This window comes from Ramlibacter sp. (assembly GCF_041916345.1).
Classification (GTDB): Bacteria; Pseudomonadota; Gammaproteobacteria; order Burkholderiales; family Burkholderiaceae_C; genus Ramlibacter.
Map to the genome: position 1 here is coordinate 23,012 of NZ_JAYRZR010000039.1, position 11,479 is coordinate 34,490.

Genomic DNA, 11,479 nt, shown 5'->3' on the forward strand with positions numbered 1-11,479 from the left:
TCTCCAGGCAATGAATGTCGGTGTGAATGGGGGCACTGGATGCCCGCCTCCGCGGGCATGACGGGTTCATCACGCCACCTCCCGCGTGCGCCGCGCCGCCTCGGCGGAACTGGTGGTGTCGCTGCTCGCGGCGCCCAGATAGGCCTCGCGGATCACGGTGGACCGCGCCAGCAGCTTCGCCGGGCCGCTGGCCACCAGGGCGCCGCGCTCCAGCACGTAGCCGCGGTCGGCCACCGCCAGCGCCTTCTTCACGTTCTGCTCCACCATCAGCACGGTGGTGCCCGCATCGGCGATGCGCCGCGCGATGCCCAGCAGCTCGTCCACCATGCGCGGCGCCAGGCCCAGCGAGGGCTCGTCCAGCATCAGCAGGCGCGGGCGGCTGACCATCGCGCGCGCCACCGCCACCATCTGCTGCTCGCCGCCGCTCATGGTGCCGGCCAGCTGCTGCTGCCGCTCACGCAGCTTGGGAAAGTCGTTCAGCACCTGCTCGATGCGCGCCTGCCGTTCGGCCTTGGGCACCAGCCAGCCGCCCAGCTCCAGGTTCTCCAGCACACTCATCTGCGGAAAGAGCTGCCGCCCCTCGGCCACCAGGGCCAGGCCGTCGCGCACGATCTCGTGCGTCTTCTCCGGCAGCTCCTCGCCATCGAGCAGCACCTCGCCCTGGCGCGGGATCAGCCCGTTGATCGCGCGCAGCAGCGTCGTCTTGCCGGCGCCGTTCGGCCCCAGGATCACGGTGAGGCCCGGCTTCACCTCGAAGCTCACGCCGCGCAGCACCAGGAAGGGCCCGTAGCCCGCGCTGAGCCCGCGCACCTTCAGGTGCGCCTGCCCCGCCGCGCCGCCGAAGTCGAACGGCTCGCTGCGCCACCACATCATGCCGCCACCTCGCTGTCGGCCATCTCGTCCCCCAGGTAGGCCTCGATCACCTCCGCGTTGCGCACCACCTCGCGCGGCGGCCCGTCGGCAATCTTGCGGCCCTGGTGCAACACGATCACCCGCTCCACGTGGCGCAGAAGCGTGGTCACCGCGTGCTCGATCCAGATGACGGTGAGGTCCAGCTCGTCGCGCAGCCGGCGGATCAGGCGGGCCATGTCCTCCAGCTCCGCCTCGGTCAGGCCGGCCGCCACCTCGTCCAGCAGCAGCATGCGGGGCCGCGTGGCCAGCGCCATGCCGATCTCCAGCAGCCGCTGCTGCGAGGGCGTGATCGATCCTGCCGGCAGGCCGGCCTGCGCCGTGAGGCCGATCAGCTGCAGGATGCGCTCGGCATCGCGCAGCGTCCATGGCACCGAGGCCTCCTCGCCCCACCAGATGTACTTCCGCGGCCGGCGGCCGGCGAACTTCAACCCGAACTCGATGTTGGCCGCCACCGGCAGATCGGCGAACACGCGCGGCGTCTGGAAGGTGCGCGCCAGCCCGCGCGCGGCAAAGCGGTGCGGCCCCTTGCCCGCCAGGTCATCGCCCTCCAGCAGCAGCCGGCCAGCGGTGGGCACCTGCACGCCGGAGATGGCGTTGAAGAAGGTCGTCTTGCCGGCGCCGTTGGGTCCGATGATGCCCACCAGCTCCGCCGGGTGGAAACTGGCGCTCACGCCATCCACCGCCGTCAGGCCGCCGAAGCGCACGGTGATGTCGCGCGCCTCCAGCAGCACGCGCCGCGTGTCAGAGGACATAGCGCTGCCTCCTCGCGCGTTCCTTGTCGCGCGCCTTCTCGCCGCTCCACTCGTAGCGCCGCACCTTCCACCACGCGCGCGTGGCGTCCCACCAGCCGCGGAAGGTTTCCCAGCGCAGCGAGGCGAGGCCACCCGGCAGGTACAGCACGCACAGGATCAGCAGCAGGCCCAGCGTCATCATGTACACCTGCGGCGCCTGCAGCCGCAGCGTCTCGGCCAGCAGGCTGAACACGATGGCGGCGATCAGCGGACCCCACAGGGTGAGCGCGCCGCCGATCAAGGCGATCAGCACCGTCTGGAAGCCGATGAAGGGATTGAAGACCGTGTGCGGATCGATGTAGGTCCAGCGCACCGACATCGCCGCGCCCATCGCCCCGGCGAAGCCCGCCGTCATCATGAAGCCGGCCAGCTTGATCCAGCGCGTGTTCACGCCCAGTGTCTGCGCGCGCTGCTCATCGGCGCCTATGCCCGCGAGCGCCAGGCCGAAGCGCGTGCGCCGCACGACGATGGACAGCGCCACCGCGCCCATCGCCAGCACCAGCACCGTGAGGTAGATCGTGTCACGCTCGGGCACCACCGTCAGCACCCGGCCCACGGTGCCGGTCACGCTCTTCTCGAAGTAGGTGATGGCGTGGCGGATCAGCTCCGTCATGCCGAAGGTCAGCACCGCGAAGTAGGTGCCGCGCAAATGCAGCACCGCCGCGCCCATGACGAGCGCCACTGCCATCGCGATGCCCGCGCCCAGCGCCACCGCCTGCACCCAGCCCAGGCGCTCCAGCAGCAGCGCGCTGGTATAGGCGCCGATGCCGAAGAAGGCCGACGTCGCCAGCGACAGGTAGCGCGTGAAGCCGCAGAACAGCGCCCAGCTCGACGACAGCGCCACGTACATCAGGCAGGTGAGCGCCAGCGAGACGATGAACTCGCTGCCCCAGTAGGGCAGCGCCAGCGCCCAGCCGGTGATGCCGAACAGCACCAGCAGGTCGCGCACGAGCAGTTGGCGGGAGGTCATGCCTTCCTCGATTTCCGCGTGAACAGCCCCTCGGGCCGCAGCAGCAGCACCGCGATGAACACGCTGTAGGACAGCAGCGCCTTCAGCGAAGGGTTCGTGTAGTGCATGCCGATCGCCTCCACCACGCCCAGCAGCAGACCGCCCGCGAGCGCCCCGCCCATGCTGCCGAAGCCGCCCAGCGTGATGACGATCAGCGCCGTCACCGTGTAGGGCTCGCCCATCGAGGGCGAGATGGTGTAGGCCATGGACAGCAGCGCGCCGGCCACACCCGACAGCCCGAGGCCGATGCCGAACATCAGCGGGTGCAGCACCCGCGTGTTGATGCCCACCAGCTGCGCCCCCGTGGGCGACTGCATCAGCGCGCGCACGCCCTTGCCCAGCAGCGTGACGCGCAGCAGCACGATCATTGCCACCGCAAACAGCAGCGCCAGGAAGAACACCAGCAGCTTGTTGCCCGCGAACTGCGCGCCGCCGAACTTCAGCGGCTCGGTCAGGAAGTCATAGCCCCGCAGGTCGCCGCCCCAGACCCAGGACACGAAGTTCTGCACCAGGAACATCAACCCGAAGGCGACCATCAGGCCGCGCGCCTCGAAGATGTCGAGGTTGGGCGAGGTCGCCGTGAGCCGGCGGAAGCACAGCCAGTGGATCGCCAGCCCCAGCGCCGTCAGCACCGCGAACGAGACCGGCACCATCAGGAGGGGCGACAGGCCGAACGACGTCTGCACCATCCACGTGAGGTAGGCGCCCACCATCAGGAATTCGCCGTGCGCGATGTTCAGGATGCGCATCAGCCCGTACTGCAGGTTCAGGCCCAGCGCCACGAGCGCGTAGATCCCGCCGGTGATGAGACCGGAGGAGATCAGTTCGATCCAGGAGCCGAAAGACATGAGTGGCGCAAGAGAATGGAAGGCAGGTGTTCTCGTAGGCTGGGGTGGAGCGAAGCGCAACCCCAGCGATCCGGCGTCGCAGCGCTATGCAAGCTGGGGTTGCGCTAACGCTCCACCCCAGCCTACGAAACACCGAAACCAACGAAGCGGGACTACCGCGTACGCCCTACTTCCACGCCGGCTTCGCCGGATTGAGCTTCGCGGTGGCCAGCTTCTGCGGCCACACCACCTCGAACTCGCCGTTCTGCCACTGGCCCACCGTGCCCGGCGTGGCGGTGTTCTCGCTGCCGGTGAACTTGATGTCGCCCACGATGGTCTTGTGGGTGTTGTTGGCCACGTAGTCGCGGATCGCCTTGCGGTCCAGGCCCACCTGCTTCACGGCCGCGGTCAGGATCTCCAGGCCGGCCCAGCAGTGGCCGCTCGCCCAGCGATCCGGCTCCTTGGCGGCGCCGAACTTCTTCACGTGCGCGTCGAAGTACGCCTTGGCCGCCGGGCTGGTCTTCTGGTTCCAGCTGCCCATGCCCAGCACGCCCTCGGCGCCGGCCGGCGTCATCACGTTGCGATAGAGCTGGAAGGCGGTGCCGACCGAGGCATAGAAGAACTTCGGGTTGAAGCCGATCTCCTTCGCCTGGCGGCTGGCCAGGATGGTGTCTGGCGGATAGGTGAAGCCGATGAAGGCATCGGGGTTCTTGTCCTTGATGGAGCGCAGCACCGGCGCCAGGTCCTTCACGCCGCCGGGATAGCTGGTTTCCTGCACGAGGTTGATGCCGCTGCCCTGCAGCGCCACCTTCAGCGCGGCGTAGTTCTCCAGGCCGAACAGGTCATCCACGTAGACCACGGCGGCGCTCTTGCAGCCATTGGCCTTGAGCATGTCCACCAGCGCGTCGCACATCGGCTTGGGCTGCTGCAGCAGCAGGAAGAAGAAGGGCAGCTTCATCTCCACCAGCCGGCGCGACAGCGCGGTAGGGGCGAGGAAGGGGTAGCCGAAGCGGTTCGCCAGCGGCGCGACCGCGAAGTTCGCGTTGCTGCCCCAGGGCGGCAGCACCAGATCGACCTTGTCGCTGCCCATCAGCTTCTCGTAGGTGCGAACGCAGGTTTCCACGTCGCTGCGGTCGTCGGAGCTGATCAGCTCGATCGGGCGCTTCACGCCCTTCACGTCCAGGCCGCCGGCGGCGTTCTGCTGCTCGGCCCAGAGCAGGAAGTTCGGCTCCTGGCTCACCTGGGCACCGCCGGTCCACGGGCCGGTGCGGGCGATCGCGTAACCCACCCGGACGGGGCCGGACTGGGCGATCAGGTTGGGCGCCACGGCCATGGCGCCCACCGCGGCGGCGGCGCCCTGCACGAACTGGCGACGGTTCTTCATCGGCTTGGCTGCATGCATGTTGTCTCCTTCCGCACCCACGGGCGGTGAGCGAATGGTAGGCAGGCCCGCCCCGGCGCGCTGTGCTGCCTGCGCACAATCCACTTGCATGTGTGTGCATGCGGCTGCGGGTTTTCCCTCAATGCCGGCCCGCGACAGGGACAACGCCGACTGCAGATAATGGTTTGCATCATGGCCGCCACGCCCACCACCTGGAGCACCGACGTCGTCGCCGAGCGCGATCGCGCCGGCCAGTGGAGCGAATGGGTCTACCAGCACTTCGGCGGCCTGCGCTCCGACCTGTACGGCGACACCACCTTCGACGGCCACATCGCCGCCTCGCAGGCCGGCGACGTCATCCTCACCCGGCTGGAGGCGAATCGCCACCGCGTGCTGCGCACCCCGGGCATGGCCCGCGCCAGCGACACCGCCTACCTGAAGATCGTGGCGCCCTGGCAAGGCAGCGCCACCGTGCAGCAGAGCGGCCGCGAGGCCAGCGCGAGCGACGGCGCCTGGGTCATCTACGACACCACCGGCGCCTACGAGATCGCCAACCCCGAGCGGGTGGACCACCTGATCGTGATGGTGCCGAAGGACGACCTGGGCGAGCGCGGCCTGCGCCTCGACGGCGTCATGGCGCGCCGCCTCGGCGCCAGCGGCATCTCGCGCGTAGCGCTGGAGACGATGCGCAACACCTACCAGGAGCTGCCGCACATGAGCGAGTCGGCCGCCGCCGGTGCCGGCGAGCTGATCAAGCAGCTGGTGCGCCTCTCGCTGCAGGAGGTCGCCGGCGCCGAGACCGCCCAGACCCAGCGCGAGGCGCTGCGCGACCGCATCCGCCTGTATGTGCAGCAGCACCTGCGCGACCCGCACCTGAACGTCGACGCCATCGCGCGCGGCCTCAACTGCAGCCGCCGCCACCTGTACAACGCCTTCACCGGCGAGGGCGAGTCCATCGCCGCCTACATCCAGCGCCAGCGCCTGCAGGCCTGCATCCGGGATCTGCAGCAGGCCGGCCCGCATGCGCGGCCCATCACCGACATCGCGCTCTCCTGGGGCTTCGGCAACCCCAGCCACTTCAGCCGGGTGTTCCGCGACCACATGGGCAAGAGTCCGAGCGAGTTCCGCGGGGGCTAAGCCCTTGCACGCCATGGACGCATCCCCCCTGACCCACCACGTCGAGAGCTTCCGCTTCTGGGATGTCGTGAGCCTCTGGGCCCGCGAGCGCCTGGAGCATGAGCACCTCGTGGCGCGCGCACTGGCCCGTGGCGTGGTGCGCGACGGCCTGCGGCTGCAGAGCGTGGATCCGCGCTGGCTGAAGCCCGGCACCTTCGAGCTGCGCGGCGAGCCGCTGGTGGGCTATGTGGCGCGTGAAGGCGCGCTCCCCGTCATCCTGCGCGCCACCGCGCTGGCCCACCTGCGATCCATCGTGGAGCGCGGCGCCACGCCTGATCCCGCGCTGCTGCACGAGGAGTTCGTCACCCGGCAGGATTTCGGCGCCTGGCTCGACCGTGAGCGGCTGCCTGTCCCCGCCTTCTGGTTCGCCGTGCAAGTGGCGGACGTCGCCCTCTAGCATTCAACGGCGCCTGCGACCCGCGCGCGACGGCGATCCCGCGCCCCGGATGGTAGATTTGCCGCTCCCGCGCCGGGCTGCGGTCTGGCCCTTGCACCCCGCGCCGCCACACGCCCTGCCCCACATCATGTCCGCCGCCCCCCTGCCCACCCGAGACGAACTCGCGGCCTTCCTGCTGCGTGAATTCCCGCAGACCCGCTGCACCATCGAATCCGTCGGCGACGGCGAGGCGCTGATCCGCCATGCCGTCGGCACGCCCGAGCTGCGGCCGGGCGGCACCGTCTCCGGCCCGGTCATGATGGCCGCCGTGGACGTGGCGCTGTACATCGCCCTGCTCGGCCGCATCGGCATCGTGCCGCTGGCGGTGACGACCGACCTCACCATCCACTTCCTGCGCAAGCCGCGCGGCGACCGCGACATCCTGGCCGCCGGCCGCCTGCTCAAATGCGGCCGCACGCTCGCCATCGGCGAAGTGACGATCTACTCCGAAGGCTCCGACGAGCCGGTGGCCCATGCGGTGGGCACCTATGCCATCCCGCCGCGATCCGCATGATCACCGTCGTTCCCTTCGAGTCCGCCCACGCCGCCGGCGTGCCCGCGCTCATCGTGCCCATCCAGCAGGCCGAGTTCGGCATCGCAGTGACACTGGCCGACCAGCCCGACCTGCTGGACATCCCGGGCTTCTATCAGTCGGGCCGCGGCAACTTCTGGGTCGCGCTGGACCAGGGCCAGGTGGTGGGCACCATCGGCCTGCGTGACATCGGCGAGGGCCGCGCGGCGCTGCGCAAGATGTTCGTCGCCGCCAGCCATCGGGGGCGTGAGCATGGCGTGGCCGCCGCCCTGCTGGACACGCTGCTCGCATGGGCCCGCACGCAGGGCCTGCAGGAGGTGCTGCTCGGCACCACGGATCGCTTCCTGGCCGCGCACCGCTTCTACGAGAAGAACGGCTTCGAGGTGGTGCCGCGAGACAACCTGCCGCCGTCGTTCCCGGTGATGGCGGTGGATTCGCGGTTCTATCGGCTCACGATCTGAGGCGGTGTTGAACCGCTGGGGTTCCCTGCGGTCACCACCAGCCTACGGGAGCCCGTACAACGCGCGCCGCGCTCCCTGTAGGCTGGGGTGGGGCGCCAGCGCAACCCCAGCGATTCACCCCGCCCCATCCCGCCCGATCGCCTCCAGTGCGGGCGCGTCTTCGATCTCGATGCGGCCATAGCCCAGCACGACCACACCCGCCGCCACCAGCGCCTGCAGCTCCTTGCTCAGCGTCTGCCGCGACACGCCCAGCATCATCGCCAGTGCCTCCTGCGAGACCGGCACCACGGGCCGTGCATCGCGCGCATGGGTGGCATCCCCATGGGCCAGCAGCAGCAGGCGACGTGCCACCCGGGCGCGGGTGCTGCGCAGCGTGGCGTCTTCCACCATGCCGTAGAGCGATCGCACGCGCCCGGCCAGCAGCCGACACACTGCGAGCGAGAAGGCCGGCTTGCGCATCAGCGTGTCGAAGGCGGCGCGCGGCAGCGCCAGCACCTCGGCCTCGCCGATGGCGGTGGCGTCGTGGGTGCGCGGCTGCCCGTCGATGAGCGAGATCTCGCCGAACCAGTTGCCGGCCTCGATCACCACCAGGATCGCCTCCTTGCCGTCCTCTCGCAGGCTGGAGGCCTTGATGCGCCCGCTGGCCACGCCGTAGAAGGCGCCTTGCCCCGCCGCCACCGCGTCGCCCTGGCGGAAGAGCATCTCCCCCGGCCGCAACCGCTGCCGCTCACACGCGGCCAGCAGCGCTCGCCGCTCCGCCGGCGCCAACGCGGCAAACCAGGGGTTGGCGGCCAGCCGGGGCAGCAGCTCGGTGGTCGCGGCGGGTGACACGTGAGGGACAGGTCGTGGGCGGGACGGGGCCTGATTGTCCAAACCTTGACAGTTCGCGGTCAAGCAGGGGCGAAGAATGGGGCGCAACCAGAAGGAGACATCCCATGAACATCGCCTCCCTGCGGGAAGTCGTCAGCGCCGAGGAGTGGCAGCTGCGCGTGGACCTCGCCGCCGCCTACCGCCTGGTCGCCCTCTATGGCTGGAGCGACCTGGTCTTCACCCACATCAGCGCCCGCGTGCCCGGGCCCGAGCATCACTTCCTGATCAACCCCTACGGCCTGATGTTCGACGAGATCACCGCCTCGTCGCTGGTCAAGGTGGACCAGCAGTGCAACAAGATCATCGACTCGCCATTCCCGGTCAACCCGGCCGGCTTCACCATCCACAGCTGCATCCATGACGCGCGGCCCGATGTGGGCTGCGTGCTGCACACCCACAGTCGCGCCGGCGTGGCCGTGAGCGCGCAGAGGTGCGGCGTGCTGCCCATCAGCCAGCAGAGCACCTTCGTGCTGGCCTCGCTGGCCTATCACGACTACGAAGGCGTCGCCCTGCGCGACGACGAGAAGCCGCGCCTGGTGAACGACCTGGGCGAACGCAACTTCCTGATGCTGCGCAACCACGGCCTGCTGACCGTGGGCAAGACGGTGGCCGACGCCTTCCTGTCGATGTACACGTTCGAGAACACCTGCCGCATCCAGATCGACGCCCAGGCCGGCGGCGAGCTGGTGCACGTGGACCCGCGCATCCTGCAGGGCCTGGCCCAGGTGATGAAGACCGTCACCGCCGGCCAGGGCGCCAACATCGCCTGGCCCGCGCTGCTGCGCAAGCTGGACCGCACGGACCCGAGCTACAAGACCTGAGGGACTCCCTCACCGCCCGAACAGCCCCTTCAGCTTCTCGCCGATCTTCTCCCCCTGGCTCGCGCCCGCCGCGGTACCGGCGCCGGGCGCCACCAGCGTGCCGATGGCCGCGCCGAGCATCGCGCCGCGCGTGAGCGTCACGCTCGGGTCATCCAGCGTGCCGCCCACCGCCAGCGGCACCCCCAGCGCCCCCTTGCGCGTGGTCAGATCCACCGTGATGCGGCCGCTCAAGGCGCCTTGCGGCGACACGTTCACCTGGCCTTGCGCCGCCAGCGCGCCCGATGTCGCCACCAGGTTGCTGAGCTGGATGGCGCGCCCCTGCGTTGCCACCTGCCCGGCCAGCGTGTCCAGCCGCGTGCTGCCGCCGCGAGACAGGCCCACCGTCTCCACCGCCTTCGCCAGGTCGATGCCGTTCACCAGCGCATCACGCACCGTGAAGCGCGTCTGCGTGGTCAGCGCGTCGGCGATCTGCCCCGCGGCGCGGAACTCCGCGCGCAGCGTGGTCTGCGCCTGCAGCTTGCCCGTGAGCGGCTTCGAGGGCGCCGTCAGCGCCGACACCTCCACGTCCGTCGTCTGCAGCTCGCCCTGCAGCCGATGCAGGCCGCCGCCCGCGGCCGACAGGCGCACGCTGCCGGCGATGCGACCGCCGCCCACCTCCACCCGAACCGGCCATTGATCGCCCTCGCGGCGCGCCTCGCCGCGCGCACCGGCCAGCCGCCCCTGCACGATGGCGAAGCGCGCGCTGTCGAGCAGGCCGTCGCTGCCCAGGGCCGCCTCGGCGTCCACCGTCATGCGCCGACCCTGCGCGTCGACCCAGGTCACGCGGTCCAGCACCACCCGGGCCGGCCAGGGCACGGCCTGTGCCTCCGGTGGCGGCGCGGGCGCTTTGCTGCCCGCAGCCCCACCGCGCTGGCGCAGGCCGGCCGCCAGGGCGTCGATGGCCGGCTGGGGCAGCACTGCCTCGCGCACGATCAGCGTGCTGATCTGCAGGCGGCCCGCCAGCAGGCCGCTCCACACCGGCCGTACCTCCACCCGCCCGAGCGTGAGGGCCGGCCGCGTGCGCACCTCCACCGCCTCCGCCGCCACGGCCGGCAGCGGCCACAGGTCCACCGACAGCCGGCCCAGCTTCAGGGGCACGCCCAGCGCGGCGCTGCCCTCGCGCTCCGCCCGGGCCCTGAAGTCGTCGCTGCGCAGCCAGCCCTGCACCCCCCACGCCGCCACCAGCAACAGCCCCAGCAGCACGGCCAGCACGCCGCCACCCCACAGCGCCCACTTCATCGGTTTGCCCATGGGCCGGATTCTGCGCGCCAGCGCGGAATCCGCCCAGCCGTTAGCATGCACACCGACGGCCCCCGGGCCAGCCCCTGCATCCAACCTCCTCCCCCGATGAAGTCCCTCTTCGAACCCGTCCAGGCCGGCGATCTGCACCTGGCCAACCGCATCGTCATGGCCCCCCTCACCCGCAACCGCTCGCCCGGCGCGGTGCCGCCGCCGGTGGTGGCCACCTACTACGCGCAGCGTGCCAGCGCCGGCCTGCTGATCACCGAGGCCACCGCCATCAGCCACCAGGCCCAGGGCTACGCGGACGTGCCAGGCCTGTGGTCCGACGAGCAGGTGGCCGCCTGGAAGCGTGTCACCGACGCCGTGCACGCCGCCGGCGGGCGCATCGTCACCCAGCTGTGGCATGTGGGCCGCGTGTCGCACGTGGCCCTGCAGCCGGGCGGCGCGGCCCCGGTGGCGCCCTCGGCGATCACCGCCAACACCAAGACCTACCTCATCGAGGACGGCGTCGGCCGCTTCGTGCCCACTTCGCAGCCCCGCGCGCTGGCGCTGGAAGAGCTGCCGGGCATCGTGGCCGACTACCGCCGCGCCGCCCGCAATGCCATCGCGGCCGGCTTCGACGGCATCGAGATCCATGGCGCCAACGGCTACCTGCTGGACCAGTTCCTGAAGACCGGCGCCAACCACCGCACGGACGCGTATGGCGGCTCGATCGAGAACCGCGCGCGCCTGCTGCTCGAGGTGATGCAGGCGGTGGTCGACGAGATCGGCGCCGGCCGCGTGGGCGTGCGCCTGTCACCGGTGACGCCCGCCAATGACGTGGTGGATGCCGATCCGCAGCCGCTCTTCACGCATGTCGTGCGCGCACTCGGCCCCATGGGCCTGGCCTACCTGCACCTGATCGAGGGCGCCACCGGCGGCGCGCGCGAGGTGGAGGGCCGCCGGTTCGACTACGCCGCGCTGCGCCAGGCCTGGCGCGAGG

The 11,479-nt window shown here is 70.7% G+C and carries 13 protein-coding genes; 6 read left to right on the forward strand and 7 right to left on the reverse strand.

Annotated features, from left to right (window positions below):
* Nucleotides 1-69 precede the first annotated feature (69 nt).
* The 5 genes from ACE3T5_RS12000 to ACE3T5_RS12020 form a co-directional block, all read right to left on the reverse strand.
* Nucleotides 70-873 (reverse strand): ABC transporter ATP-binding protein, encoded by an 804-nt coding sequence (locus tag ACE3T5_RS12000; protein WP_374667880.1) that lies wholly within the window; start codon nt 871-873, stop codon nt 70-72.
* Nucleotides 870-1,664, reverse strand: a complete 795-nt coding sequence (locus ACE3T5_RS12005) for an ABC transporter ATP-binding protein (RefSeq protein WP_374667882.1) — start codon at nt 1,662-1,664, stop codon at nt 870-872. Before ACE3T5_RS12005 ends, ACE3T5_RS12000 begins: the two co-directional genes overlap by 4 nt.
* Nucleotides 1,654-2,673: a branched-chain amino acid ABC transporter permease gene (locus ACE3T5_RS12010; RefSeq protein WP_374667884.1), complete on the reverse strand. Its 1,020-nt coding sequence runs from the start codon at nt 2,671-2,673 to the stop codon at nt 1,654-1,656. The genes ACE3T5_RS12005 and ACE3T5_RS12010 overlap by 11 nt, the downstream gene beginning before the upstream one ends.
* A complete protein-coding gene (locus tag ACE3T5_RS12015; RefSeq protein ID WP_374667886.1) occupies nt 2,670-3,560 on the reverse strand; it encodes a branched-chain amino acid ABC transporter permease in 891 nt (296 codons plus the stop codon). Before ACE3T5_RS12015 ends, ACE3T5_RS12010 begins: the two co-directional genes overlap by 4 nt.
* A gap of 166 nt (nt 3,561-3,726) precedes the next feature.
* Nucleotides 3,727-4,941 (reverse strand): amino acid ABC transporter substrate-binding protein, encoded by a 1,215-nt coding sequence (locus tag ACE3T5_RS12020; RefSeq protein WP_374667888.1) that lies wholly within the window; start codon nt 4,939-4,941, stop codon nt 3,727-3,729.
* A gap of 171 nt (nt 4,942-5,112) precedes the next feature.
* Between ACE3T5_RS12020 and ACE3T5_RS12025 the strand changes: the two genes are divergently transcribed.
* The 4 genes from ACE3T5_RS12025 (at nt 5,113) to ACE3T5_RS12040 (ending at nt 7,525) form a co-directional block, all read left to right on the forward strand.
* Nucleotides 5,113-6,057 (forward strand): helix-turn-helix domain-containing protein, encoded by a 945-nt coding sequence (locus tag ACE3T5_RS12025; protein WP_374667890.1) that lies wholly within the window; start codon nt 5,113-5,115, stop codon nt 6,055-6,057.
* A 13-nt stretch (nt 6,058-6,070) separates the two neighbouring features.
* Complete coding sequence (locus ACE3T5_RS12030; protein WP_374667892.1) at nt 6,071-6,493, forward strand: hypothetical protein; 423 nt, start codon at nt 6,071-6,073, stop codon at nt 6,491-6,493.
* A gap of 127 nt (nt 6,494-6,620) precedes the next feature.
* On the forward strand, nt 6,621-7,046 hold the full coding sequence (locus ACE3T5_RS12035) for a PaaI family thioesterase (protein ID WP_374667894.1): 426 nt from the start codon (nt 6,621-6,623) through the stop codon (nt 7,044-7,046).
* Nucleotides 7,043-7,525, forward strand: a complete 483-nt coding sequence (locus ACE3T5_RS12040) for a GNAT family N-acetyltransferase (protein ID WP_374667896.1) — start codon at nt 7,043-7,045, stop codon at nt 7,523-7,525. Before ACE3T5_RS12035 ends, ACE3T5_RS12040 begins: the two co-directional genes overlap by 4 nt.
* A 114-nt stretch (nt 7,526-7,639) precedes the next feature.
* On the opposite strand, the gene ACE3T5_RS12045 is transcribed toward ACE3T5_RS12040, so the two are convergent.
* Entirely contained in the window at nt 7,640-8,356 is a 717-nt protein-coding gene (locus ACE3T5_RS12045; protein ID WP_374667898.1) for a Crp/Fnr family transcriptional regulator, read from the reverse strand.
* A gap of 104 nt (nt 8,357-8,460) precedes the next feature.
* On the opposite strand from ACE3T5_RS12045, the gene ACE3T5_RS12050 reads away from it, so the two are divergent.
* Nucleotides 8,461-9,216: a class II aldolase/adducin family protein gene (locus ACE3T5_RS12050; RefSeq protein ID WP_374667900.1), complete on the forward strand. Its 756-nt coding sequence runs from the start codon at nt 8,461-8,463 to the stop codon at nt 9,214-9,216.
* Between the two features lie 9 nt (nt 9,217-9,225).
* On the opposite strand, the gene ACE3T5_RS12055 is transcribed toward ACE3T5_RS12050, so the two are convergent.
* Nucleotides 9,226-10,506, reverse strand: a complete 1,281-nt coding sequence (locus ACE3T5_RS12055; RefSeq protein WP_374667903.1) for a hypothetical protein — start codon at nt 10,504-10,506, stop codon at nt 9,226-9,228.
* A gap of 96 nt (nt 10,507-10,602) precedes the next feature.
* On the opposite strand from ACE3T5_RS12055, the gene ACE3T5_RS12060 reads away from it, so the two are divergent.
* Nucleotides 10,603-11,479, forward strand: an 877-nt coding sequence (locus ACE3T5_RS12060) for an alkene reductase (RefSeq protein WP_374667905.1), incomplete at its 3' end; no start/stop codon positions are given.

Coding starts and splice junctions, on each gene's coding strand:
- ACE3T5_RS12000 (WP_374667880.1), bottom strand. CDS start 873: ATGATGTGGTGGCGCAGCGAGCCGTTCGACTTCGGCGGCGCGGCGGGG.
- ACE3T5_RS12005 (WP_374667882.1), bottom strand. CDS start 1,664: ATGTCCTCTGACACGCGGCGCGTGCTGCTGGAGGCGCGCGACATCACC.
- ACE3T5_RS12010 (WP_374667884.1), bottom strand. CDS start 2,673: ATGACCTCCCGCCAACTGCTCGTGCGCGACCTGCTGGTGCTGTTCGGC.
- ACE3T5_RS12015 (WP_374667886.1), bottom strand. CDS start 3,560: ATGTCTTTCGGCTCCTGGATCGAACTGATCTCCTCCGGTCTCATCACC.
- ACE3T5_RS12020 (WP_374667888.1), bottom strand. CDS start 4,941: ATGCATGCAGCCAAGCCGATGAAGAACCGTCGCCAGTTCGTGCAGGGC.
- ACE3T5_RS12025 (WP_374667890.1), top strand. CDS start 5,113: ATGGCCGCCACGCCCACCACCTGGAGCACCGACGTCGTCGCCGAGCGC.
- ACE3T5_RS12030 (WP_374667892.1), top strand. CDS start 6,071: ATGGACGCATCCCCCCTGACCCACCACGTCGAGAGCTTCCGCTTCTGG.
- ACE3T5_RS12035 (WP_374667894.1), top strand. CDS start 6,621: ATGTCCGCCGCCCCCCTGCCCACCCGAGACGAACTCGCGGCCTTCCTG.
- ACE3T5_RS12040 (WP_374667896.1), top strand. CDS start 7,043: ATGATCACCGTCGTTCCCTTCGAGTCCGCCCACGCCGCCGGCGTGCCC.
- ACE3T5_RS12050 (WP_374667900.1), top strand. CDS start 8,461: ATGAACATCGCCTCCCTGCGGGAAGTCGTCAGCGCCGAGGAGTGGCAG.
- ACE3T5_RS12055 (WP_374667903.1), bottom strand. CDS start 10,506: ATGGGCAAACCGATGAAGTGGGCGCTGTGGGGTGGCGGCGTGCTGGCC.